Genomic DNA, 24,667 nt, shown 5'->3' with positions numbered 1-24,667 from the left:
TGAACGTGGAGGTGCTGTCCAGCGACGGCATGTCCATCGAGATGCGCGACACCGACGAGGACGTCTTCCGCGCGGCAGAGGAACTCGGCATCGACCTGTCACGCCGCCCCAACGAGGGCACCCTCACCATCGACGAAGTCTGACCCACCCCGGCGGCCGCTCCCCCGCGGCCGCCCCTCTTGCCTCGCTTGGCGTCGCCATGTTTCGGTGGGTTTCGTGGCGGCCGGCCGTACCGGTCCTGTCAGGCGAGGCTGAACTCCCACCCCGGCTGCCAGTCGAACGGCGCGTCCACCAGCTCCTCCAGCGGCACCCCCGCGAGCAGGTTCTGCAGCGCCCACCGATTGGCCGAATGGGCGATCACCAGCACGGCCATGCCCTGCCACTGCTTGGACAGGTCCTCAAGAAACCCCGCCGTCTCCGCCACAACCTGCCGATAACTCTGCCCGCCCGGCCACGGCGTGTCGATGTAGCGACTACGCAGCATCGCCACCTCACTCACGGGCCGCCCGTTGTATATCCCGTAGTCACACTCACGCAGCCGCGAATCGAGCCTGATCTCCTTGCCACCGTCGAACGCGATCTCAGCGGTCTGTACGGCACGCCGCAGATCGGAGGAGTACACCACGTCCACGTCGCGCCGCCGGGCACCCATCTCCTTGGCCAGCTCGCGCCCCGACCTGGACAGCTCACCCGGCAGCCATCCCGTGGCGATCCCCGTCTCGTTGTCCACGGTGATCGCATGCGTCTCATAGATCAACCTGACCGCCATGCCAAGACGCTACCCGCCACACCACTCCCCCGCCCCGAGAAAATCTCACGTTCCCGATCGCCCATGGCGAAGACATCGCGCAGCGCCCACATGCAGGGGTGGGAGCATGGAATGATGTCCTAGCGGGATCCGAGCCCTAGCGCGGGGCAGCCTCAGATGCTCTACCCTTAGCCAGCACGCTCGATCCACGCACGCACAACTGAATCCAGGGGCGGTAGCTCAGCCGGTCAGAGCATCGGACTCATAATCCGTGGGTCGTGGGTTCAAGTCCCACCCGCCCTACCGACATCGCCGCAGGTCAATGGCCTGTTTTGGACGATGCCAGCGGGTCGCTAATGATCACCTCAAGATCATGTTCCCCCGATGTTCCCGCATCTCGCCATGCGGCAGTCGACATTTGATCATGCTCCGCGCGTCCCGCCACCCGCCATCCCCTGCGTCCGTCACCATGCCAACAGCACGTCAAGGGGGCACAGGTGGCGAGAATCATCGAACGCACGGCCAAGAACGGCGCGAAGTCCTGGCTGGTCAAATGGCGCATCGGCGGCGGCAGGAACAGCAAAGAAGACTTCGAGACCTGCTACGACCGCCAGGTCGCCGACAACTTCTCCGCGCTGGTCACGCTCAGCGGCGAGAACAGGCCCCACGGCTACCCCAAAGGCTGCCACGGCATCGAAGACCCTAACTACGACCCCACACACGACCCTGAGATGCCGAGCTTCGAACACTACGCCCGCCACAACTACGCCACCCGCCTCGGCGCCTCCCCCACCCAACGCGCCACCTACCTCGCCGAAGCCGAACGCCACGTCTTCCCCCGCTTCGGACACCTGCCACTCGACCAGGTCACCCGCCGCGTACTGCGGGAATGGGTCGAATGGATGCTCACCAAACCCTCCGCCGGCAACCAGCACCAACCCCGCCCACCTCTGTCCAACGAACAAGCCGCACGACGATGGGCACGAGCCAACAACATCGCCGTCAAAACGACCGGCCGCATGTCCCCCGAGGTGCTCCGCCAATGGCAATCAGCAGGCTCACCCCAACCTGCAACGCCGGACGAGGGCACACTGTCGGCCGCCACAGTGGCGAAGGTGTACCGGGGAGCGATCAAACCCGTCTTCCGCGCAGGCCTTCACCAAGGCGAAGACGGCGAACCCCCGCTGCTCACCTCCTCCCCCTGCTCCGGCTTCCACCTGCCGACCGCACCGGTCGCCACCCGAGCCGTGCTCTACGGCCCTGAAGTGGCCCTCTACCTCACAGCCGTGCATGACATCGACCCCGACACCGCCCTGTTCATCATCACCGAAATGGCCACCGGCCTCCGCTGGGGCGAAACCGCCGGCCTCCACGTCACTCACCTTGATTCGGCAGGCCGTCAACTTCACGTCGTCCAGACCTACGCCTACCTGCTCGACGAGAACACCGGCCGCCGCCGATGGCAGATCAAGCCCTACCCCAAGGGCAAGAAACAGCGTGTCGTCCCCCTCGATCCGCATCTCGCAGCCCTGCTGACCCGGCACACAGAAGGGTGCCACGCCGACCAGCCGCTCTTCCGGAGCCGTACCGGCGGCTACACCGATTACAACAACCAGCGCAACCGCGCCCTCCAACCAGCACTCACCCTCGCCCGGGAACGCGGCCTGGCCAAACAGATCACCCCACACGCCCTCCGCCACACCATGATCACCATGCTCCGCGACGGCGGCGTCGCCCCCGGCATCATGCAACTCATCGCCGGCCACGCCTCCTACCAAACCACCGCCACCTACTCCAGCCAGCACACCCCCGCCCAACGCACCCTCATCCTCAACGCCGTCCAACCCGTCATGACTGCAGCCGACGCGCTGTTCGGCTTTCCAAGGGCCTAATCTGTCTGCCCAGATGAACGACTCTCGGATGGAAAGTCCGCAGAGTTAACGGTTGGCCTGCTGGCGGCCACTCAGCAATGACCGGCAATCCCCCCAATGCCGCACGGTGTCTTCACTTGGGAGCATGTCCGCCAAAACGGGAAAGGCGCAATCAGCCCTGGGAAGCAGACATCTGGGTGACCACTGCGGACGCTGCCAGCACAGGCTCGTCCGTTACGAGCAGGACCGCCGCGCCCGCGCAAGTCTTCGCTGCGAGTACGTGGCCTGCGGGCCATAGCTCCCGATGAGCCGAGAAATACTTCCTTGCCAGGACCGCCTCAAGTCTCGTCGAGTGTCAGTCCCATCCTCTAACGTAACCGCCATCGGGCAGCCTTCTGATCGGCTTGTACCGGCAGCTACCCATCGGCCGAGGTATCCCAAATACTCCCTTACCCCCGAGGAACTATGAAAGCGGACACTCGTACACCTGCGGAAATCTTCAGTGGTCACGTCAGGTACGTCATCCCGCTTTTCCAGCGACCGTATGTCTGGAATCGGACCGACCAGTGGGAGCCCTTGTGGAGCGATGTACGCACGGTCGCCGAACAGGTGCTCGAGACGTTGGCGGCGTACGGTGGGGAGGAAAAAATTCCGCCACACTTCCTGGGCGCCATAGTCCTCGAACAGCAGTGGATTCAGACCGGGTTCATCTCGGTGCGCAACGTCATCGACGGCCAGCAACGACTGACCACCCTCCAGATCCTGATCGACGCCGCTCAACTTGTGGCCGAGCAGTACGGGCAGCCCATCGATGCCAAGGGTCTTGAGGCGATGGTCCTCAACCCGGCCGATCTGACACAGCACCCCGACGAGGTCTTCAAAGTCTGGCCGACCGACCGCGACCAGGACGCTTACCGTTCAGCGATGGACAACGGTCAGCAGGTTCCGGAGGATCTGGCCAACAGCAACATCGTTCTCGCCCACGGCTACTTCGTGAAGGAAATGATGGAGTGGGTGGAGCCCGACGGCGACGAGGAGAAACGCCGGCAACGGATCACCGCCCTGACGTGGACGCTGCACAGGCACTTGAAGCTGGTCGTCATCGATCTTGAGCCTGGCGACAACGCGCAGGTCATCTTCGAGACGCTCAACCACCGTGGCACGCCTCTCCTGGCCGCCGATCTGATCAAGAATCTGGTCTTTCAGCTCGCGACTCAGCAGAAGGACGATCTGAAGGGCCTCTATGACCAATATTGGAGGCCATTCGACTCGAACAGGTGGCGACGGAACGTCCGGCAGGGCCGGCTCTACCGGCCCTACGTCGACATCTTCATGAATTACTGGCTGGTCACGCGGCTGCTCAGCGATGTACCGGCCGATCGCGTCTTCACCGAGTTCCGTGACCACGTCCGGCGCATGCAGTTGTCGGCCAGGGAAATCATGCGGGACATCGCTGCCGACGCCGACGTCTACGCCGGGCTGGAGCACCTGCCCTGGGACTCCCTGGAAGGCACCTTCTTCTACCGGGTGATCTCCGTGATGGAGGCCTCCATCGTCGGCCCCTTCCTGCTGTGGATCCTGCGCTGGCCGGAGGAGCGGATGCCGGTCGAGCAGCGGCACAAGGCGCTCAGCACCATGGAGAGCTGGCTGGTCCGCCGCATGTTGTGCAAGCTCACGACGAAGAACTACAACCGGATCCTGCTCGAGCTTCTTCGAGAACTCGACCAGGCCGGCCCGGAGCTCGCGGGTGACGCGACAGAGAGCTACCTCACCAGAAGCACTGCCTCGGCCGTCTACTGGCCTTCCGACGAAGAGGTGGTCCTGGCGGCGCAGACCATCAGGATCTACAAGGATCTGACCAGAGGACGTCTCCGGATGCTCCTCGAAGCTCTGGAGGACAAGACCAGAGACAAGTACAGCGAGCACCCGCACTGCCCGCGCGGGGTACTGACGGTCGAGCACATCATGCCGCAGAGCTGGAGCCGGTACTGGGACCTGCCCCCGCAGGATCACGAAGGCCGGCACCGCCGGGACATCCTGGTACAGACCCTCGGCAATATGACCCTGGTCAACGAGTACTTGAATCCCAAGCTGTCCAACCGTCCCTGGACGGATACGGCCGCGGTCTCCGAGGAGGTGGAACCAGCGTTCGGCAAGCGAACGCTGCTCACCAAGTACAGCTTGCTGAAACTGAACGCCGAGATCGTGGAACAGCATCACGAGTCATGGACGGACGCGGCGATCCTCGAACGCTCGACCATCCTGGCGCAGCGCGTCATCCAGATCTGGCCACGACCCCCGATGGAGCCCCCAGAGTAATCACCCGGGCGCTTGACGAGATCGAGCAGCGCCCGGCCGACCGGTCGAGGTGCCCAAGCGACCACGCGATCGGCCGAGCCGGGATGCCCTCGAATGGCCTTTGATCGAGGTATCCCTCAGGAGTTGATCGGCTCATGCACCCGGAGGTGGACACTGGGCTTCGTCACCGCGTACGACCCGCTTCCGTGCGGGCGACGGATGACTGCGACGCCGTGCCAGCCGCCGTCCCGCCCTTGGCGCCATTCTGCAGCACCGCGGCGGAGTGCCAATGTGCACCGAGCCGCACGTGGCATAGTAGGTACGTGAAATTGCTCTTGTAGCGCCGCGCGCACATCGGGCACGCCGTAAGCGTCTGGAGAGCGCGTTCGAGCTCGATCGCAACAAGGCTGCTCTTCAGCCCAAGGCTCTCCACCAGTTCCAGCGTCCGCCACAGAGCCTCGCACTCGCGGGAGAGGTGGAAGGCCGACCTCGGCCTGGCGCCGGGGACGGTGTAGGCCGTACGCCAGGAGTTCGGCGGGGGAACGTGGGTGTCATAGAGCTCGGCGTGAGGGTTGCGCGGGGCCTGGGCGTCGAAACGGCGAGTGAATTTGCCTGCCATCGTCATGCCTTTCGTACATGTCGCAGCTTGATGTGGGCAGCCTCATCGCCACCACAGTTAGTGATCACCTGGAAATGAGCTGCGTTAAGCACGCCGACAAGGGCGGAAACGCGCCGCAGCTAACTCAACGAAAGGACGTACGGGACGTCGCTGAGGATTCGGATCAGAGGGAAGGCCACGATGCCACGACAAGCATCTCTTCGTGTAGGCATCCTTGATCTCACTTACGACTATACCCCCAAGGTCTGGCGCTTCCACAAGTCTTGACACGTCGCTACGGTTGAAGAAGATCTCGTATGCGGCGGTCCTGGAGGCAGGTTCTGAACGGCGAGTGGTACTTCGAGCGGCGCAACCACCAGGGGTGGTACGGCGAGTGCTTCGTGCAGGCCCTGGCTGGCGCCGCCGGGCTGCAGATGGGCAAGCCGTACCCGGACGTCACAGGCATCGATTACGACTTCACCTTGACCTGGGAGGTCGACGGGGATTTTCCTTGCCTGAAGGCACAGGTCAAGTCGTGGTCGGCACCGAAGCTGGTGGATGGCTTCTGGAAATACCGGGGCTTAACGGAGAAACAGTTCAATGCGCTCGCCGGGCAACGACGTGTTCCCCGCTACCTCTTCGTCGTGGTCGTGCCCGACGATTTGACCACGTTCATCCACGCCGACAAGCACCGGTTGCAGCTCAAGCAGGCGGCCTACTGGATCTCCCTGGCGGATCGGGAGAGAATCGCCGGTGCGCGTGCTGATCGCAAGGTCGAGGTGCTCATCCCCGAGGACAATCTGCTTACGGTGGATCGCCTGCTCGGCCTGCTCGACCCGGGAAGGGTGGTGGAGGCGCTATGAGCGAGCCCACGTCCACCGTCAATCCCGAGGAACTGAGCGGATATCTCGCCAGCCGCGGCTGGAGACGCGAGGGCACCTGGCGCGGAGCCACCGTATGGAGTCGTGAGAGCGCTGGCCGGGTGCTCATCCCTAGCAGCCTGGAGTATCCGGACGATAGTGAGTTGCTCGATGAGGCGGTCCGCAAGCTGGCCATGTTCGAGGCTCGGCCACAGGAGGAGATCCTGCTCGACATCGCCGAGCCCCTGGTGGACGTGCAGTCCTATCGCCTCCAACCCGAGACGCCGTCCGGCACGATCCCCCTGCCCTCGGCCGTCAAGGCGGTGCAGGGCATTCATGACGTGCTGAAGTTCTCGGCCAGGACGGTGGAGGCGGGTCCTCAACTGCTCTTCCGCGACCGGCGCAGCAAGGAGGTCGACGGTTTCCTACAAGGTGTGCGTCTCGGCACCACTACACCCGGCAGTTACATATTCCACGCGCGGGTGCCGGTCGCTCCTCCCGGTCCCGATCCGCTCTTCGGCGCGCCGGTCGTCGGGCGTCACGTCCTGACCGTGTTGCACACGGCGCTCCAAGCCGCGCGCCAGGCCGCTGCGCAGGTGGTGGAGCTGGACCGACCGCCGGGCGTGTTCGACGACTATGTGGAGCAGGGCGTGTCGGCAAACCTGTGCGCGGCGCTGGCCGGCCTGGGCGGCGCCGGACGCAATCAGCCGTTCGAGGTGACCTTCTCCTGGGCTCGGGACGAGCCCGTCAACCTGTCCCCCGCACCGATCGCCTTCTCCGCTCCGATGGTACGGGCCATTTCCAAGGCAAGCAGCGAGCTGGAAGCCCTGGCGAAGTCGGAGACGGGGACGATCACCGGCAGGGCGGAGACGCTGCGCGGCAGGGTCAGGGGTGAGGCGCCGCGCATCAAGATCCAAGGGGAGCTGCGCACGGCGTCGGGGGTCTACCGCAGGGCCGTGTGGGTGGTGGTCGGGGAGGCCGACTATCAGCGGGCCTTCCACGCCCAGATCAACGAACGCGTTCTGCGCGTCAGCGGCCGGCTCGTGCCCGATCAGAAGCGCCTGGAGCTGCGCCCGGACGGCGGCCTGGAAATTCTCCCCCGCCAATAGGGCTCACCCGGCAGCCGACGTGACCCGGCGCACCGGCTTGATCTTGTCGAGGTATTCCCCCACCACGTCGGCCGGCCGCACCGCGATCTGGGTGAGCGCGTCCCGCAGCAGCGCGGCGTCCGCCGGAGAGATCTCCAGAAGCGGCCTGCGCAGCCGGATCGACCAGGCTCCGTCACGCTTGTCGGGGAACGCCGCCAGGCGTGGGACGAACGGCACCAGCTCCACGCCCGTCAGGTAGGGGTGAGGAGGTCGAAGGTGAGATCGCAGCCCCTGGTGAACTCACGTTCGGCGATGGTGATCGGCGTTTCGTACGTCCGGACGGCGGAGGTCACGTGCGCCCGGCCGATCACGCGGGTGCGGTCGCGTCCCGGGTTGTGCCAGCAGCCCCGTGTGGTCACCACGAGCAGCTCGTCGCCGATCTTCAGGCCGTTCACCTCGCGGCGGGCCGTCGGGGGGAAGGCCATCCGCGACTCCCGTAGCACCCAGGCCACGGCCTCGCGTTCACCGAGGATGAGCAGGTACGGGGTCATGCCAGCCACCGTAGCGGGTTCCGGTGAGTGCGCAGATTCCCATCCTTCTGGCGCAGAGCACGCCGTTGCTGCTTGCCGAGCAAGGGCGCGGACTGCCGCTGGTCCGGGGGCTGTCTCAGGGCTACTGCCGGACCTATCCGACGATGATCACCGCTTACGCCGCCCCGGGCAAGGCCGTCGCCTTCGCTCTTCCCACCCGGTCGGGGACGCGGCTGATGTGCCCGTCACTGCTCGATTTCGGCCGCCGCCTCCGGTCTTCATGAGCGGGGCTGGTGACGCGGCCCCTGCCCCGGTGGAGGGTTCAGCATTGTCTGGTACGGCTTACCGCCCGCGATGGCGTCGCCCATCAGGTCGTAGATTTCGAGGATGGCCTTCTTCGTGCGGACGAAGCGTTCGGGGGCGTTGTTCTGGAAGGCGCGGAAGGAGTCCATGATGTATTTCACGTCCTCTCGCTCGACGCCGTAGAGGTGGAAGTACGCGGCATCCAGCTCCGCTCGCAGCCAGAACCGGCGCTCATCGTCCCAGCGGTACGGCGGCCCTTCGTCACCGTGGTCGCGGGCGAATGCCTCCACCTGGGCGGAGGTATGAGAGAGCTCCAGTGATCGCGTCTTGGTCCACGACTCCAAAACATCGCTAGGCAGCCATGGACAAGGACCCTTATATGTCGTAGGCGGCAGCATAGGCATTTGCTTGAACAGGAAGAAATTCAGGGACGTCCCAGCCATTTTTTGGCGGGCAACGAAGTCGAACACCATGGCTGTCAAGTTGGCCTGCAAGAGAGGCGCAGATGTCGGCACAAGCGCGATGAGGAACTTGTTGTTAACGGCTACTCGCGGTATGACGCCGGCGATGACTGTGCGTTCGTCGGAGCTTCGGCAAGTTTCTCGCCAGCCGAGGAGCCAGCCCTTGCCCCAGCCCTTGGCGTTGAGGCGCTTGTCGACCTCCGCTTCCTCCACCCAGTACCGAGGCAGCACGACATAGCTCGGATCGTCCTTCTCCTCGGGCGTCGACCGAGGCAGGGTGCCCATGTTGGCCTGCGCCTGCGTCTGCCCCTCGTAAGTGCCGAGCCGGTGGTCGAAGTGATGGACCATCTTCGCCTCATACAAAGGCAGCATGCGCTCACGACCGTGCACGAAGACATTGCCTTCGAGCCGCCAGCCCGCCGTTTCCAGCGTCTCGCGCTCGTGGAAGATGTCGGAGTCATTAGCCATGTGCAGCATGGCCATGAACGACAGCCGCCAGGGGTTCCCCTCCGGGCTCTCCTTCCACAGCACCGGAACCCGCTTGTAAATCTTGAGCGTGATCTCGGCATTACGCCGATAGTCGAACACCGGGCAGGTCCCGGTGTTCGGATTGAGCAGCGTGATGTCCTCGGGAGTGAGCGTGAAGCTGCGCTCCTCGACTTGAGGCACCTGCCGCAGCCGGAAGGCCAGGCTGATGCGTTTCTGCTGGGCTTTCCTGCCTGCTGCCGACCAGAGACAGAAACGCACCCGGTGATCAACGTGCGGGAAGATCTTCTCCTCGTTCTCGAAGTCGTAGATCGAGACCAGCGTCCGCGAAGTGACCAAGTCCTTGAAGAAATACTGGGTGGTGGCGTCGGTGGCGATTCCGGTGGGCAGCACCATGCCGACCCGGCCCTCCGCCCCCAGGATGATGCGCCCGGTCTCGGCGAAGACCGCGTAGGTGTTGATGTCGCCGCGTCCGGTAAGCGGGTACCGCCCGGAGGTCCGCAGCACATGGCTCCACCCCGAGGCCACCCGCAACTCGTCCTGGTAGTCGTCCCACAACGCCCGGTCGCGCAGTTCCTCACTTTCGGCCAGTGCCGCAATCATCCTTTTCCGCTGCGCCGCATTCTTGGCTCCGGCGATCTCCGGATCCCGCGCGGCGAAGAACTCCTGCTCCTGCAGCTTCACCCGCTCCCATGGCGGATTCCCCAGCACGCAGGCGAACCCACCCCTCCACCCCGCCGCAGAGTCCGCCCCACCATCGGACGCCTCCTCGAAGACCTCGGGAAACTCCAAATGCCAGTGGAAGAACCGGTACCGCTTCACGATCTCCCGCAGCTCCCCCGCCACCGCCTTGGGCAACGTTCCGCCATCGGCGAGCCGCCGTACCGTCTGGGTGGTGATCGCGGCAGGCGCGTCGGCGTGCTTTCGCCACACAAAGGCCGCACACCAGGCGTCCGCGACGAGACGTTTCCGCTCGGCCGCCTCCTCCATGGCCAGGAACCGCCGCTCCTGCTCCCGCACGTCGGCCACTGACACCACCGGCACGGCGGCGAGCGCCCGCGCCCGCCCGGCGAGGTCCTGGTTGCCCACCCGCACACCGGTCTCGTCGAGGAGCGTCTCCTGCCCGCCCCGCTCGCGGGCGTTCTGCTTCTTCAGGGACGAGGCGACCTTGCGGTCGTCACCTTCGATCGGCTTGAACGCGTCGTCCGGGATGCCCGAGGCGAGCAGAGCCGGAGTGACACCGAGCAGGGAGTTGCCCACCTTGATGTGGGCATCGAGGAAGGCCAGCGGCCGGCCCGGGTCCAGGGACTCGATCCACAGGGACACCTTGGCCAACTCGGCGGCCAGCGGGTTGACGTCCACCCCGTACACGCAGCGCGCCACGACCTCCCGCATCGCCTCCCGCACGGCTGAGGGCACCGGCTCGTCCTCGCCGGTTTTGATCGCGGCCAGGCGTTTGGCGATGCGGCGGGCGGCGGCGACGAGGAAGTGGCCCGATCCGCAGGCCGGATCGCAGACGGTGATCTTGAGCAGGTCCTCGCCGCCCAAGACGTACCGGTCGATGACGGGGTCGAGGGTGGTGTCGAGGAGGGACTCGATGAGCGACGAGGGCGTGTAGTAGGAGCCGGTGGTCTTGCGGTCGTTGCCCGCGACCTTGTCCAGCAGCGCGAACTTCGGCTCGGCGAGGTCGGGGTCTGGCACCAACTCCAGCAGAGATTCGTACACGCTGCCCAGCTCGGCCGCGCCCAGGTGCTGGAAGTCCACCTCGCGGGGGCGGCCGTCCTTACCCCTGACGGTGGACATGTTCCTGATCGCGGCGAGCAGCCGGTCGTTGGGCAAGTCGCAGGCCAGGAGCTGGTCCGGGTGCGGGTCGGCGGTGAGCGGGTCGATCGTGGGCGAGGTGCGGAAGAACAGGCCACCGAGGCCGGACAGAGCGAGCGAGGGCAGCCCGTTGTCGTCGCCGAGCGCTGCGACGACCTTGACGAGGGTCTTCCAGAGGTCGGTGTGGCGGTCGCCGGTGCGCTTGGCGGCCAGGCGGCGCAGGCGGCGGGTGGAGAAGTAGGTGGTGTAGCGGTCCTTCGCCTCCTGCGGAGCCTCGGGGAACAGCAGAGCGGCGCGGTCCTCGGCGACAAAGATGAAGATGAGCTGGTAGGCCAGGCGCAGCAGCTCGTGGTGGAACTCGTCAGGATCGAGGTCACCGGCTTCGAGCTGGTCTCGTAGTAAGGGGTTGGCGATCAGGAAGCCGGTGCCCAGCTCCTCCAGCGCCCGCTGGACGCCGAAGCGCATCTGCTCCCGGGCCTGCATGCCGGTCTCGGCCGCGTAGGCGCGCCAGCGTTCCAGCCAGCAATCGGCGGGCGTGGGTGACGACCCGTCCTGCCGTACGGGCAGCTCGAACCTGGAGGCGTGCAGCAGCGTGTAGAGCAGGACGAACTCAGCGTACAGTTCGCCCGCGAACATTGCCTCCAGATCGAACTCAACGTAGGCGGATCCGATGAGCGAGGTGGAGTCGCGCAGGATGCGCAGGCGGCGCCCATTGGACAGGATGCCCCACAGATGGTCGTCGGACAGGTTGAGGAACTCCTGCAGCATCGACTGCGGCGCGCGCTTGGTGACTCCGGAGGTGGCCCGGTCGAGCTTGACGTTCCAGCCCACCAGGTGGACGGGGACGTGCTGCCACAGATGGGAGACGGGGAACTCCTTGTCCCCGGCCCGCATGCCGCCCCGCACGTATGGAATCTGGCCGAAGCCCAGCTCGCTGAGCAGGATCAGCGACCAGCGGTCACGGGTGAGGGCGGTGGCGGGCTCGTCCTCCGGGACCCGGTCGTGGAAGGCCCGGTACGCGCCCAGCAGGTAGTCCCATTTGCGGCTGGCCGCGTCGCCGAGCCGCTCGGACGCGGCCAGGTGGTAGTCCTCGGGCCGGATGCCGGGCAGGTCCCGGTCGGCGACACCGATGCGGGACAGCACGTCGTGCGGGATGAGGCCGCCGGCCACGTCGACGGTCGAGTAGGTGGTCTCCCTCATCGGGCACCGCCCATGGGCAGGTAGACGTACATGCCGAGCACGTCGGCGGGGGTCGTGGCGGTCACCTTGAGCCCTCTCACTCCGGCGCCGGAGGCGCCGCGTACCCGCAGGTGGGATGCGGCCAGGCGCTCGGCGATCGCCCGGCCGTGCTCGTCCAGGTCGGTGAGCACGTCGTCCAGTTCGGCCACGACGCGCTGGGCCATGCGCTCGATGAGCTCGCGCATGGTGTTCTCGGGACGGGCGGACAGCAGCGCCGTCACCTCGTCCGGTGACAGCCATTCCCTGCCGGACGAACCGTTGCGATAGGCGAGAGTCTGGGCGTCCTCGGCGACGACCGCACGGTCGGAACGGCCCGGCAGAGTCAGGTGGAAGCGGTAGCGGACCAGCAACACCGTGGTACGTGCGGCGACCGACGCGGTACGGACGACCCCGCAGCGGCGGGCCGGCCCCTCAGCATCGAGGGCGGAGTCCAGGACGGTACGCGCCAGCGTGCGGACCATGGGATCGGTGCGCACCAGCGGATGTCTGCCGGGCGGGGCGGGAATATCGAGGTGGAAGGCCAGCCGGTCGGCTCCGTTGAAGCCGAGCGCGTGCCGTACCGAGAGAGGTAGCTGGCGGGTGTCGGCGTCGAACCCGTCAGGGCGAGCGTCGATGATCGCGCCGAAGCCCGAGAGTGCCTCCCTGACGAAGCGGAAAATGTCTCCGGGGGCGCCCAGCGCGGCGCGGATGTCGGCGACCTCCCGCTCGACCTCGTCGAGCTTGACGCCGGAGTGGGCGTACTTCGTGACGGCCTTGGATTCACGCTCGGCGGCGCTCTCCCAGGAGCGGTGGAGCTGGTCGCGGGTGCGGGTGACGCCGAAGTCAAGGTCGAGCTGTTCCTGGGCGGAGTCGTCGCGCAGCAGCAGGCCCTCCACCAGCGCCTTGACGACGTCGTCGCCGCCGGCGGGCACCGGGACGGCCACGCCGGTCTGGCGAGCGATGGTGCGGTGCTTGCGGATGAGCACGTCCAGAACGACACCGTCGATGCCGTTGTCCAGCCCGTACATGGTGAGCGCGCGGACGATCTGCTTGCGCTGGCCGAACCGGTCCACGCGGCCTTCGCGCTGCTCGTGCCGGGTCGGGTTCCAGGCCAGGTCGTAGTGAATCACCGCCTGGAAGTGATCTTGGAGGTTGATGCCCTCGGACAGGCAGTCGGTGGCGACCAGGACGTGGTGGCCGGGCTCGGTCCCCAGCTCCTCGATGGCGGCCACGCGCGCGGCTGGCGGGAGCTGGCCGGTGACATGCCGGACGTTCGCCTTCTTCCCGAGCGCGACGGCCAGGTGCTCGGCGACGTACTGGGCGGTGGGAATGAACCGGCAAAAGACGATCGGGTCGTAACCGTCGGCCAGCAACGCCTTGACCTCGGCGATGAGCGCGGCGAGCTTGGCGTCGCCGGCCGGACCCTCGATCCTGGCGAACGCGCGGGCCAGGCGCTTCAGGCGTTCGCGGTCGGCGGGTGGTTCGTCGTCCTCGCCGGTCCTGCCGCCGGCGGCGGCGTCGATGCCCTCGATGGCCTCGTCGTCGGTATGGTCGAGCACGCTGGAGCGGCCCAGTTCGTCGGCCTCCTCGCGGGTTTCGGCGGCGACCGTGACTGAGCGAGTGGTGAGCGTGGCGGCGGCGGCTCTCGGTGAGGAGGCGACCGCGCGGAGCAGGGCGAGCGCCGACCACCAGGAGACGCGTTGGCGCAGCCCGGTCCCCGGCCGGCGCACGGTCTCTCTCGCGTAGGCGAGCACGTTTCCGGCGAGCTTGGCGTACTCGCCGGTCAGGACGTAGGAGATGTCACGGGTCTGGCGGTCCTGCGGGAAGGGCGTGTCCTGCTGGTACGAGGTGCCCTGCAGATAGCGCCGGATGTCGACCCGGCGGCGCTGGACGAAGTTCCTGGCGAGCCGCTCGCGGCCCTTGGCGCTGTCGAGATCGACGTCGCGCAGCTCCGGGTCGAGCAGGCCGATCAGGTCACGAAAGGCGTCCTCCTTTCCGCTGTGCGGCGTCGCGGTCACCAGGATCAGGTGGCGATGCGGATCGGCAGCGAGTTCCTGCAGGAGCCGGTAGCGGAGCTGGCCCTGACGGCTCGCCGAGCCGGCCGACACGCAAGTGTGCGCCTCGTCCACGATCACCAGGTCCCGGCAGGTGCGGACGAACTGCTGGTAGCGGCGGTCGCTTTTGATGAAGTCGGTGGACACGACCGTGTACCGGTGACGCTGGAAGATCGACTCGTCGATGCGGAGCGCCCGTTCGAGCCGCCCGGCGGTGGAAGGCAGCACGAGCGTGGCCTCGATGCCGAACTTGTCGCGCAGCTCGGCCTGCCACTGCTCGGCCAGTGCCGGAGAGCACAGGACGGTGAGGCCGCTCGCCTCGCCGCGTTCCAGGAGCTCCTTGGCGATCAGGGCGGATTCCACGGTCTTGCCGATGCCGACGTCGTCGCCGATCAGCAGCCGCACGGTCGGCATCCGTAAGGCCAGCAGCATGGGGACGAGCTGGTACTGGCGCGGCTCCACGGCGATGGAGGCCAACGCGCGGAACGGCCCAGCACTGGAGGTGAATCCGATGCGCAGGGCGGTGCGCAACATTCCGGCGGCCACGCTGTCGCCCACCTGGTCGGGACGGGGCGGCGGGAACGTCGCGGCGGACACCTCGTCGGCGAACAGGCACGCCTCGAAATCGGTGTCGCCGTTGAGTGGCCGGGCGAGCAGGAAGTCCGCGTCCGCGGACTGCACGACCCATTCCCTGCCGCGGGCCGCCACCAGCGAGCCCGCGGTGTAGCCGCTCATCGGCCGCTCCGGCCGCTGCCGAAGACGCTCGGGTACCTGCGCACGGTCTGTTCCCACTCCTCGTCGTACCGGAATCTGATGACCAGCCACCCCAGCTCCATGAGGCGGTCCTCCGCCTGTTCGTCGCGCTGCGCTACATACGCGGCGTCGTGGTGCGGCCCGTCCACGAAGATCGCGACGTCGCCGGCCTGGGTGTGGTAGGCGAAGTCGGGCCTGGCCCTGGCGGTGGCCACGAGTTCCTGCGCCGCGTCGGGGAGCCGGTAGTCGCCCTGCCGCAGGAAGGCGAGCAGATCGCGCTCCAGCACGCTGCCTGCTGATTCGCGCAGACCCTCGATGTGCTCGTCCTGCGTGCGCCGGTCGTGGCCGCCGCGGGCGTGCGCGCCGGCGAGTTCGAGCAGCAGATCGCGGGCGCTGAGGCGATCGATCTGAGTGTGATAGCGCTGGTTGGTGTAGGCGAGCAGGCAGTCGTAGCAGCCGCGCTCGCATCTCTCGCGGGCGTCGGGGGCGTGCTCCTCGTCTTCGCCGGTGTCCGGGTCGACGTGGATGATCTGCAGGGCCTGGCGGGCGACGGCGGCGATCGCGCCCGGCTCGTCGCGCAGTCTACGCAACACGCCCGCCCCGCCTTCGGCGCTCTCGATGAACAGCATGCGGCCGCGACGCTCGCGGTCGGGCAGCTCCTCGCTGGTGAGCTCGCTGTCCTCGAGCTGGAATTCGGCCTCGATGCCGCGTTCGAGGGCGTAGCGGAGCGTGGTGGCCACGTGGTCGGGTACGGGCTCGGCCAGGCGCAGCACGAGGATGTTCTTGTGGTCCTCGACGAACGGGACGACCTTGACCACCCGGTTGGCGCTCTCCTCGGAGACCAGCCCCTCCTCCTCGGGGGCTCGGTCGGCCGCTCTGGATTCCGGCTCCCACTTGCCGCGTACGGGGTCGAGCCAGTAGCCGATGTCGTCGCGGTTGCGGCGGCCCTTGAAGCCCCGGTTGATGAGGCGGACGGTGGCGGTGTCGCCGTACACGAGATCGGCCAGTCGGCCACTCTCCCCCTGGACTTCGGCCTCCAGGCGCCCGGAGCGGGCGCCATGGCGGCTGAACTCGTAGGTCGTGATGACCTCGAAGCCGGCGCGGCGGCGCTCCTCCTCGTCGGAGGAGATGCGCTGGCGCCGGATCGTCTGCACGGTCTGGAGCTGCATCAGGTTGGAGAGCAGGCCCGACAGCTCCGAATCGCACTCACCGCAGCGCTCGTTACCCGCCTCCCGCTTGTGCCAATAACCGCAGTTGTGACAGATCCAAGCCTCGGACGTGGCCACGTCCCCGGACTCGCCAGCCGGAACCTGGACGTTGGCCACCTGATAGCGCTGCCCCTCGTGATAGATCAGCGCGCCGGGCCCGAACTCGCCGATGGCGATGAACCGGGGCCGCTGGATGTAGGCGCCGCGCTTGCGCTGGCCGGGAATGTAGGCGGCCAGCGGCAGCCGAGGGAAGGAGTAGCCGGGCAAAAAACCCTCGGAGGCGAAGTAGCGGTAGGTGTAGAAGTCGCTGAACTGCTGGTCGTTGTCCTCGTTCTTGAGGAGCCTGAGCTGGTTCTCGGCCTGCATGCGCCGCGACTGGGCGCGCCGGATCGTCTGCGGGCTAGAGGCGTGGTCGAGCACGCGCCGGTTCTGCTCGGCCTGCTCGTGCAGGGCCGCCCGGTACAGGCCGCGCCACCGGTCACAGGCCGCGTCGAACCGCCGGGCGGCTCCGCGTACGGTGTCCTCCAGCCATTCCTCCGCCCACCACAGGCTCTGCCCGAGCCCTTCCTTCTCCAGGAGGTCCTTGAGGACGGCCCTGGCCCGCGGCACCGCGCGCCGACGGGCGTTCTCGTCGGCGAGCTGGCTTCCAATGTGGTCGTGGACGGGCAGGTCGGGCTGGGAGACGTCGAGCACGTCCGTCATCTGCCTGCGCAGGTTGGCACCCGTCTCGGCCAGCCAGATGGCGTGAACGTGGGATTCCAGCAGATCCTTGTTGGTCAGGTCCAGCCGGGGTGGCTGAACGCTGCCCGCGACCATCCGCTCGCTGCGGCGGAAGTAGTACTGGTCGTGCGCGTTGCCGGTGGAGCAGTACGTGGTGATGAGCGCCGGCTGGCCGCTGCGGCCCGCGCGGCCCGAACGCTGCGCGTAGTTGGCCGGTGTGGGGGGCACATTGCGCATCGCGACCGAGTTGAGCGTGGCGATGTCGACGCCGAGCTCCATGGTCGGGGAACAGTAGAGCAGGGGCAGATCCCCGTCACGGAAGAACTTCTCGCGCTCCTGGCGGTCCTCCGCGCGCACTTGCGCGGTGTGTTCAGCGGCGTGCAGGCCGGCGAGATCGGTCGCGACGTGCGCATACAGATTCTTGAAGAACTCGTTAACCCTGGCGCCGACCGCCGGATCGACGGTCTTGCGCAGCGGGTCCGACGCTCCAGACGTGCCGTCTCCGGCCCGCCAGATCATCGCCGACGCCTTGAGACGGTATCCCCCCTCGTAGTCGATGAGCAGGTCGTACTCCCTGAGCGTGTCAAGGAGGCCGGTAATGACGTCCTGCGCCTCGTCCACCGTGAGCCGTGGACCGTTGCCGGGGCGGCGCAGGTAGCGTCCGAGCGCGGAACGGCCGGTGAAGTTGACCCGGTCGCGGCTCTCCCCCGGACGCCCCGGCCGCGCGAACACGGTGCGCGCGGTGTCCCGGCTCCCGTCCCCGAGCGACCATGGACCGGTCAGGAGCTGCTCGGACTGGTTGTAGACGCGCTCGAACCCCTCCTTCGTGAGCGCCTCCACGTCAACGGCCAGTGCCCGGCGCATCTCGTCCAGCACGATGCGGGACAGCTCCGCCCGTCGCGCCGGTTCGGCATCGCGCAGAACGGGGTGCGCCTTCGGCCAGTGCTCGTCGTCCGCCGCTATTTCGTCGAGGGCCACGTAGTCGAACTTGAGGAGCCCGGTCTGTTCCAGGTTGGGCATGGTGATGCGCCAGCCACGTTCGAGGTCGAGGTAGATGAGGTACGCCAGCACGCCGCGGAACGCCTTGAGGACGGCCTCCTTCTGGCCGAACTTGACCCCGGGGTTCAGGGCGAACGCCTTCAGCGGCAGGTCCATGGCCTTGGCCACCCGCTGAGCCACTTCGTCGTAGGCCAGTCCCTCCGCGCCCGCAGCGAGCGCGGCGCGGTAGAGCGCGCCGCGAAGCTGGGTCACCTGGACGAAGTCGTTGAGGTGACCGGCCTGAAGGCTGGCGTCCTGCCGGTTGTCGACGAAGGTCAGCAGCTTCCTCGCCTGCGGGTCGATCTCCTGCCCGCGAAGGCTGCGGACGATGCTGGTGCTGATCAGCGAGACCGCGGAACTACGGCCCTCGGCGGCGAAGGTGGCCAGCTTGGCGAAGTCCCTGCCTCTGACCTGCTCGTAGGAGACGCGGCAGCGCAGGCAGAAGCGGAAGGGGGACGGCACGTACCAGGCGGGCACCCCCTCACCGTCCGGGCGTTCGGTGCCGTCGGGGGCCAGCCACACCTGCCCGGGCAGATAGTCGATCAGGTTCGGGCGGACCTGTGTGCCGCCGTCGGAGGACGGTTCTAGCCAGGTGTCGGGCAGGCGGCCGGCTTCGATGGGATCGGCAGGCCAGGGGCGTTCCTCGCTGATGTACAGGTAGCCGTTGACGCTGTCGCCGCCCTCCACGATCTGCTCCTGACGGGCGACGAAGCTGCCGTCCCTTCGCTTGACCACCACGAGATACTCCTGGCCGCATTCCCGGCAGAAGGCTAGGGGCAGGAGGATCTTGTCGCGGTGGCCGGGAACACTGATCTGGTATTGGCTGGTGATGTGCCGCTCTGCCTCGGGCTCGAGGCTGACGTAGCTGGTGTCCCCTTTGGACAGGAACTGGTGCAGCCGGAAGGCGAACAGGGGCCGGTTCGTCGTGGGGTGCCGGGTCCTGGCGCCTTCTTGCAGCAGACGCTCGATGGCCTGCGCGCACTCCTGCTCAGAGCGTCCGGTCAGGTCGGCGAGCTCGGCGGCTGCGACGGCGACCTTGGTTGGCGTGCGGCGGATGAGGCGTCCGCCGGTCTCCGTCGTCAGGCCGAACTCCGTCTCGACCCAGCTCGCCAGCGGGTCGTCGGCGAGCTCGGCGTAGGAACGCTCCAAGGAGCCTGCCCTGATGATGCTCTCCGCCAAGCCTTTGGCGTGGCTCAGCTCCGTCGTGGCGCGGACCAAGGTTTCGCCGATGACGCGTTCCTCGGCGACCGGCACGCCGAACAGCCTGGTGGCGACGCCGGCGACCACTTGCCTGGTCTCGTGGAACGTGTCGGAGGTGGCCATCGTGGCCGAGGTGCCCACGCACTGGAGATCGGGGGCATCGCACGCGTCACGCAGGCGGCGGACGAGCAGCGCGACATCGGCTCCCTGCCGGCCCCGGTAGGTGTGCAGTTCGTCCAGCACCAGGAAGCGCAGCCCGCGAGCGGCGCTGATGAGGTCGCGGCGTTCGAGCGGCCGGGTGAGGAGGTATTCCAGCATCACGTAGTTCGTGAGGAGAATGTCCGGCTTGTCAGCGAGGATACGAGCGCGCTCCTCTTCGCTCTCCTGACCGGTGTATCTGGCGAAGGTGACCGGACGCGCATCGCGGGGCAGGCCCCATTGCAGGTAGCGGGTCAGCTCGTGCAACTGGCTGTTGGCCAGGGCGTTCATGGGATAGACCACGATGGCCTTGACACTGCCGGGCTGCGGGTCGCGTAAGACCGAATCCACGATGGGCACCATGTAAGTGAGGCTCTTGCCGGATCCGGTACCGGTCGTCAGGACGTAGCTCTGGCCGTCTCTGGCGGCCTCCACAGCCTCGCGCTGGTGGCGGTGCAGGGTGATGGGCCGCTCCCCCGCGTCGTCCGGGTTGGTCTTGACACGGAACAAGAGCTCGCATGTGGGATGAAGCAGACCGTCGCGGACGGCCTCCGCGATGGTGCCGCCTTCGGCGAAGCTTGGATTGAGCGACACCCAAGGGTGCGGCCAGCGAACCCGCTGGTTGCGTTCCTCCTCCAGGTGCACGGCAATTCGGTCATCCCGAATATGCACCAAGGACATGGTGAAATCTTCGTAGTCAGCGACAAGACGCTCATGCAACTGAAAAACATCCATGTCCTACTTCTTCACCGTATGTCGTTTTTTTCGTGCTTGGGCGAGATCACCGCCGTACATATCTATCATTGATGGCCCCAGGATCCGAGAGCCCTACAGATGTTCGTTCTGTTATGTTCACAGAACGGTATGTGACGACGGAGGAGTGCATGGCGAAGCTCGGCATCTATCGCGATTTCCTCCGTACGTTCGTCAAGCTTGAGAAACAAGTCCAGGACCGCGTCGCGGAAGTGTTCTCGAAGTTCGAAGGCGCGACATACGCCTCGCTTCATCTGGAACCAGTCAAAAACGCCAAAGATCACCAGATGCACACAATCCGCATAAACGATTTCTGGCGTGGGGTCGTTCTCGCACCGGCCAAGGGCGACACTTACGTTCTGCTCAACGTGCTCCCGCATGACAAGGCATACGAGTGGGCCAAGCGGCACCGGGCCACGGTCAACACCGTCACCGCGACCATCGAGTTGCGGGATGTCGTGACGCTGGAAACCACCTCCACTCCGGCGTCCTCAGCCGGAGCCGGCGGCGGCGCCCCACTGTTCGCGCATGTGAACGACGCCGACATGGCGCGACTCGGCGTGGACGCCCAGGTCCTGGCCTGGGCCCGCACATTGACCGCCGAAGACCAGCTGACCACCGCCGGGTTCCTGCCCAAAGCCCAGCATGATGTGCTCACCGGCCTGGCGGCCGGGCTGACGCCTGACCAGGTCTGGGCCGAGCTGCCCATCGGTGCCGAATCGTTCGACACCGAAGACGTCGCCGCCGCCGTCGAGCGTTCCGCCGGGCAAATCCTCCTGGTGCGCGGCCCTGATGAACTGATGCGGGCCTTCACCCAGCCGTTCGCTCTATGGCGTGTCTATCTGCACCCTTCTCAACGCGCCGTGGCGTACGGATCCTTCAGCGGCTCCGCCCGAGTCACCGGTGGTCCAGGCACCGGCAAGACCGTTGTCGCCCTGCACCGGGCCAAGCATCTGGCAGAGCAGGGTGACGGTCCCATTCTGCTCACCACATTCATCAGGACGCTGCCCGCGATCCTGCAGACCGCGCTTGGCAGCCTCATAGAGGACGGCGAGGTCCGCGAGCGAATCCAGGTCAGGCATATCGACGCGGTCGCGCACCGCCTCGTCACCGGCGGCAGCGGCAGACTCGCCATCCTCGGACAGGACGAGGAGAAGGAGCGGTGGGCCCGGATCGTCCGCACGCTAGGCCTACCGGCGCGGTTCAACGAGACATTTCTCGCGCAGGAGTGGCGGCAGGTCGTCCTGACACAGGGGATCGAGACCTTGGAGGGTTTCCAGAGCGCTCGGCGGCATGGACGCGGGCGTGCCCTCGGCGCGTTGCAGAAAGCCCAGGTGTGGGCGGCGATCAGCGACTTTCTCACCGACCTGCGCAATGACGGCGTCTGGACCTATGAGACCGTGTGCGTGGAGGCCACTCGGCTGTTGCATGAGCGCGGGCTGCGACCGTACCGCCATGTCATCGTTGACGAGGCGCAGGACCTCAGCCCCTGGCAGTGGCGGTTACTGCGCGCCGCCGTCGAGCCGGCACGGGACGACCTGTTCCTCGCGGGCGACACCCACCAGCGTATTTACGACAACCGGGTGTCACTGCGCAGCGTCGGGATCGAAGTGGCCGGACGGTCGAGTCGGTTGCGGATCAACTACCGGACCACGGCGGAGATCTTGCGATGGAGCCTGTCGCTGCTGCGCGGTGAGCAGATCGACGATATGAACGAAAGCTTGGAGAGTCTGGCGGGCTACCGCTCTGACATTCACGGTCCCGAGCCCCTGTTGATCAGCGCCAGCGTGCCGCAGAGGGAACTGGACTCGCTCGTACAGTCCGTCCGCGAGTGGATAGATCAAGGAATTCCTCCCGGCCAGATAGGCGTCGCGGCCCGCTCCAACCACTATGCCGATCAAGCACTGGCCTGGCTCAAGGCCGCTGGCATCCCCGCTGCCTCGCTGGCCAGGAAGAATACCGACTCGGAGGTCGGCGTCGGCACGATGCATCGGATGAAGGGATTGGAGTTCCGCTGCGTGGTTGTGATCGGCCTCAACGAGCATGCCGTCCCGCCGCCTTCGGCAGTCACCCCTGCCGCCGACGACGAAGCCTCACATGATCACGACGTACAGCGTGAGAGATGCCTGCTGTTCGTCGCCTGCACCCGCGCACGTGAGCAGCTCACCATTTCTTGGCACGGTACCCCCAGCACGTTCCTTTCTGATACCTGAGGAGAAGTGTCGTAGCTTTACTGATCTAAACGAGAGCCGAGCGCGGCCATAGATACCCTGATTTTGAAAGCACACATTCCGAGAGGTCGGTCAGAGTGGTCCCTCATCGCGCCTTCGAGGCTCAAGGAGAATGGTGGCTGCCCGGTCGCGAAGGTCGGCGAGTTGCGGGAGTATTACGGTTCGATCCGGATGCCGGCTCCGAGCTACGGCTAATCGGCACCTTCCGCGGCATGGACGAAGAAGGGGAGCGGACGGAACGCCGAGGCGCAGTTGTGACCATCACTTATTCGCGCGACTCACTGGAAAACGCCGGCACTTACCCAAGAATCTTGGGACGAGCAGGCGGAAATTCTTACACACTGGAAGACTGTGTACGCAAAAGCGTCCGCAGATCCCTCACCGGCGGCGGCGGGACCGAAACAGTCAATGTCAACCAGATCTATCGAGGCGCCAATTTCGGAGACAGCGAGCTTCCCACGGCAAATTCAGTATCTGTTGACCTTCGTTACCTAACGCAGTGGATCGGGCGACCCGCCATCAAAGAATCCTACACATTCCTTTCCGAGTCCAACCCTGATCTCAAAGCAATAGACCTCAAGGTGGTTCCCCTCGACGATCAAACCGCACTGCTTGCCGACGGCACGCTCCGACTCACTCATAGCATTCGGGTTAGCGGCGACCGTATCACTGGTCGGAGTCTTGCTCAAAAGTTCTACTTCCGGATTGACTCTACACGCGTCGCAGGTACGCAAGACCTGCTCGAGCGCATCAGTGATCTACAGGATCTCGTGTCGATCGCCACTGGCCGGACAGCGGAAATCGATGGATTGCGGTACTGGAATTCCGCCCTGGCTAACCATGAGCGGGATGATAATGCCCATCCCCGACCGGTGGAATTTTTCGCAAAATGGAACAATCGAGACACTAGTAAAACCCCCGGCTCCATGCGCCTCCAAGACATCTATTTCACGTTCGAGCAGTTCGGTGGCGTTGAAGGTGTAGCCCGATGGCTCGACCAGGTCGAGCGCTACCGCAGCGCCCTCGGGCGGGTGGTGAGTAGTCGATACGCGCCCAGCATGTTCACTTCAGATCGCCTGCTCAGCTACGCTGCCGCTCTTGAATTCCTCGATCGGGTTAACCACACAAGCGGCGTTTTCGCACAACGCATGGCACGCTGCGCCACCTTGGCAGGGAGCCCGTTCCTCGCTCTCATCGGCGGCGACGTTCAGCGGTGGATCAAAGCGGTCAAGGATCACCGGAACGACATTGCGCACCATGGCGGGACCCATGTCAAGCAGAGCAACTCCGCGCAGTTCTTCCTTGCCAGGTCCCTGTATTGGGTTTTCGTGTTGTGCATACTGCGAGAGGCGAGAGCCCCCGAGGCAGTTTTTCAGCAGATCACCAAACATGACGCCTTCAATGGACTGGGGCCGAGGCTCCGGGCCACACTCCCACCTCTTTGATCGAGGCCACGTACCGTCGTCCTGATCGTGTGATGGCGACTGTCGGCGATGCTGCTGACCGAGGATGCCAGCGAGGGCGGCGCGGTGATGGTGGACGTGGAGGAAGCGACACTCCGCTGCCTAGGGTGAAGATCGGATTGGTCGGTAGCCTCCGCCCCCTGGCAGCCGGCGCTGCGCACGCTCATGCTGGCGCAGCAGCCGCAGGGTCTCCGGATCGAGTGCCAACGTCCGCCAGCTCGCCACGCATGACTGCTCGGTGGTTGCTCGTCCACGTTTGGCCGCCTTGCGGGTCGAGGCCTCGCGGCAACACATAGCCGCGTCGAGAAAGGGGCGAATGGCACATAATGGCGATGGTCAAGAACACATGGTTGCTCGGTGGTTGCTCGCGTGTACGCGATACAGCACGGCATCCATCATCACTTCGCGACACGACGGCGGGGAGAATTCCGTCCACAACGATAGAAGGTGTCAGTCCGCGGCACCGGGCGACACTGAGGGAACCGACTCATAATCCGTGGGTCGTGGGTTCAAGTCCCACCCGCCCTACTCTCATACACCCCATCCGACCTGCGATTACTCGGTTCTCGCGAGCCTCCGACCTCGTTGTTGATCATGGTTGGTTGCTCGGTGGTTGCTCTTGTGTACGGACCGTGTATCGCGGTAGATCATTTAGACCGCCATCGTTTCAGTCCCGCGGGTGAGCCCCTTCCAGGGAGAGCCCGGCCCGTGGGGCTCTCCCTGGCATAGAGCTCAGCCGGTCGAGGCCACCGCCTCGCGGGGAGAGC

At 66.0% G+C, this 24,667-nt stretch carries 15 protein-coding genes and 1 tRNA gene; 9 read left to right on the top strand and 7 right to left on the bottom strand.

Going from position 1 to position 24,667, the window contains the following annotated elements:
- Positions 1-241: 241 nt before the first annotated feature.
- Positions 242-769: a histidine phosphatase family protein gene (locus KIK09_RS31625; protein ID WP_214323076.1), complete on the bottom strand. Its 528-nt coding sequence runs from the start codon at positions 767-769 to the stop codon at positions 242-244.
- A gap of 208 nt (positions 770-977) precedes the next feature.
- On the opposite strand from KIK09_RS31625, the gene KIK09_RS31620 reads away from it, so the two are divergent.
- From KIK09_RS31620 to KIK09_RS31610, 3 genes are all read left to right on the top strand, one after another.
- Positions 978-1,051: transfer RNA gene (locus KIK09_RS31620), tRNA-Ile, on the top strand.
- Between the two features lie 194 nt (positions 1,052-1,245).
- A complete protein-coding gene (locus KIK09_RS60190; RefSeq protein WP_214323075.1) occupies positions 1,246-2,640 on the top strand; it encodes a tyrosine-type recombinase/integrase in 1,395 nt (464 codons plus the stop codon).
- A gap of 444 nt (positions 2,641-3,084) precedes the next feature.
- A complete protein-coding gene (locus KIK09_RS31610; RefSeq protein ID WP_214323074.1) occupies positions 3,085-4,938 on the top strand; it encodes a DUF262 domain-containing protein in 1,854 nt (617 codons plus the stop codon).
- A 163-nt stretch (positions 4,939-5,101) separates the two neighbouring features.
- Here the strand turns inward: KIK09_RS31610 and KIK09_RS31605 are convergent, their stop codons facing one another.
- Positions 5,102-5,542 (bottom strand): hypothetical protein, encoded by a 441-nt coding sequence (locus tag KIK09_RS31605; protein ID WP_214323073.1) that lies wholly within the window; start codon positions 5,540-5,542, stop codon positions 5,102-5,104.
- Positions 5,543-5,832: 290 nt separating this feature from the next.
- Between KIK09_RS31605 and KIK09_RS31600 the strand changes: the two genes are divergently transcribed.
- Both KIK09_RS31600 and KIK09_RS31595 read left to right on the top strand, forming a co-directional pair.
- Complete coding sequence (locus KIK09_RS31600) at positions 5,833-6,378, top strand: DUF4365 domain-containing protein (RefSeq protein WP_214323072.1); 546 nt, start codon at positions 5,833-5,835, stop codon at positions 6,376-6,378.
- Positions 6,375-7,484 (top strand): hypothetical protein, encoded by a 1,110-nt coding sequence (locus KIK09_RS31595; protein ID WP_214323071.1) that lies wholly within the window; start codon positions 6,375-6,377, stop codon positions 7,482-7,484. The genes KIK09_RS31600 and KIK09_RS31595 overlap by 4 nt, the downstream gene beginning before the upstream one ends.
- A gap of 3 nt (positions 7,485-7,487) precedes the next feature.
- Here KIK09_RS31595 and KIK09_RS58130 read toward each other — a convergent pair whose 3' ends face one another.
- Both KIK09_RS58130 and KIK09_RS58125 read right to left on the bottom strand, forming a co-directional pair.
- A complete protein-coding gene (locus KIK09_RS58130; RefSeq protein WP_250574102.1) occupies positions 7,488-7,709 on the bottom strand; it encodes a hypothetical protein in 222 nt (73 codons plus the stop codon).
- 5 nt (positions 7,710-7,714) lie between these two features.
- Positions 7,715-8,014, bottom strand: a complete 300-nt coding sequence (locus KIK09_RS58125) for a hypothetical protein (RefSeq protein WP_250574101.1) — start codon at positions 8,012-8,014, stop codon at positions 7,715-7,717.
- Positions 8,015-8,037: 23 nt separating this feature from the next.
- Between KIK09_RS58125 and KIK09_RS31585 the strand changes: the two genes are divergently transcribed.
- A complete protein-coding gene (locus tag KIK09_RS31585; protein ID WP_214323070.1) occupies positions 8,038-8,277 on the top strand; it encodes a hypothetical protein in 240 nt (79 codons plus the stop codon).
- Here KIK09_RS31585 and KIK09_RS31580 read toward each other — a convergent pair.
- The 3 genes from KIK09_RS31580 to KIK09_RS31570 are packed head-to-tail and all read right to left on the bottom strand — an operon-like array spanning position 8,272 to position 19,963.
- Entirely contained in the window at positions 8,272-12,264 is a 3,993-nt protein-coding gene (locus tag KIK09_RS31580; RefSeq protein ID WP_214323069.1) for an Eco57I restriction-modification methylase domain-containing protein, read from the bottom strand. The genes KIK09_RS31585 and KIK09_RS31580 overlap by 6 nt on opposite strands.
- The gene (locus KIK09_RS31575) at positions 12,261-15,071 is read right to left on the bottom strand and encodes a DUF8741 domain-containing protein (RefSeq protein WP_214323068.1); all 2,811 of its coding nucleotides are present in this window, start codon (positions 15,069-15,071) and stop codon (positions 12,261-12,263) included. Before KIK09_RS31575 ends, KIK09_RS31580 begins: the two co-directional genes overlap by 4 nt.
- Positions 15,068-19,963 (bottom strand): DEAD/DEAH box helicase, encoded by a 4,896-nt coding sequence (locus KIK09_RS31570; RefSeq protein WP_250574100.1) that lies wholly within the window; start codon positions 19,961-19,963, stop codon positions 15,068-15,070. The genes KIK09_RS31575 and KIK09_RS31570 overlap by 4 nt, the downstream gene beginning before the upstream one ends.
- A gap of 15 nt (positions 19,964-19,978) precedes the next feature.
- Here KIK09_RS31570 and KIK09_RS58120 point away from each other — a divergent pair, with 15 nt between their 5' ends.
- From KIK09_RS58120 to KIK09_RS31560, 3 genes are all read left to right on the top strand, one after another.
- Complete coding sequence (locus tag KIK09_RS58120) at positions 19,979-20,260, top strand: hypothetical protein (RefSeq protein WP_250574099.1); 282 nt, start codon at positions 19,979-19,981, stop codon at positions 20,258-20,260.
- Between the two features lie 77 nt (positions 20,261-20,337).
- Positions 20,338-22,419: a 3'-5' exonuclease gene (locus KIK09_RS31565; protein WP_214323066.1), complete on the top strand. Its 2,082-nt coding sequence runs from the start codon at positions 20,338-20,340 to the stop codon at positions 22,417-22,419.
- Positions 22,420-22,514: 95 nt separating this feature from the next.
- Entirely contained in the window at positions 22,515-23,882 is a 1,368-nt protein-coding gene (locus tag KIK09_RS31560) for an ApeA N-terminal domain 1-containing protein (protein ID WP_214323065.1), read from the top strand.
- Positions 23,883-24,667 lie beyond the last annotated feature (785 nt).

Origin of the sequence: Nonomuraea sediminis, assembly GCF_018531495.1 — a bacterium.
GTDB lineage: Bacteria > Actinomycetota > Actinomycetes > Streptosporangiales > Streptosporangiaceae > Nonomuraea > Nonomuraea sediminis.
Note: the sequence above shows the minus strand (reverse complement) of the source record. Positions and strands in the feature narration are given on the sequence as shown.

Bases quoted from the DNA above. Each gene is read 5' to 3' on its own strand.
- KIK09_RS31625 (WP_214323076.1), bottom strand. From the start codon at position 769: ATGGCGGTCAGGTTGATCTATGAGACGCATGCGATCACCGTGGACAAC.
- KIK09_RS31610 (WP_214323074.1), top strand. From the start codon at position 3,085: ATGAAAGCGGACACTCGTACACCTGCGGAAATCTTCAGTGGTCACGTC.
- KIK09_RS31605 (WP_214323073.1), bottom strand. From the start codon at position 5,542: ATGACGATGGCAGGCAAATTCACTCGCCGTTTCGACGCCCAGGCCCCG.
- KIK09_RS31600 (WP_214323072.1), top strand. From the start codon at position 5,833: ATGCGGCGGTCCTGGAGGCAGGTTCTGAACGGCGAGTGGTACTTCGAG.
- KIK09_RS31595 (WP_214323071.1), top strand. From the start codon at position 6,375: ATGAGCGAGCCCACGTCCACCGTCAATCCCGAGGAACTGAGCGGATAT.
- KIK09_RS58125 (WP_250574101.1), bottom strand. From the start codon at position 8,014: ATGACCCCGTACCTGCTCATCCTCGGTGAACGCGAGGCCGTGGCCTGG.
- KIK09_RS31580 (WP_214323069.1), bottom strand. From the start codon at position 12,264: ATGAGGGAGACCACCTACTCGACCGTCGACGTGGCCGGCGGCCTCATC.
- KIK09_RS31575 (WP_214323068.1), bottom strand. From the start codon at position 15,071: ATGAGCGGCTACACCGCGGGCTCGCTGGTGGCGGCCCGCGGCAGGGAA.
- KIK09_RS58120 (WP_250574099.1), top strand. From the start codon at position 19,979: ATGAAGCAGACCGTCGCGGACGGCCTCCGCGATGGTGCCGCCTTCGGC.
- KIK09_RS31565 (WP_214323066.1), top strand. From the start codon at position 20,338: ATGGCGAAGCTCGGCATCTATCGCGATTTCCTCCGTACGTTCGTCAAG.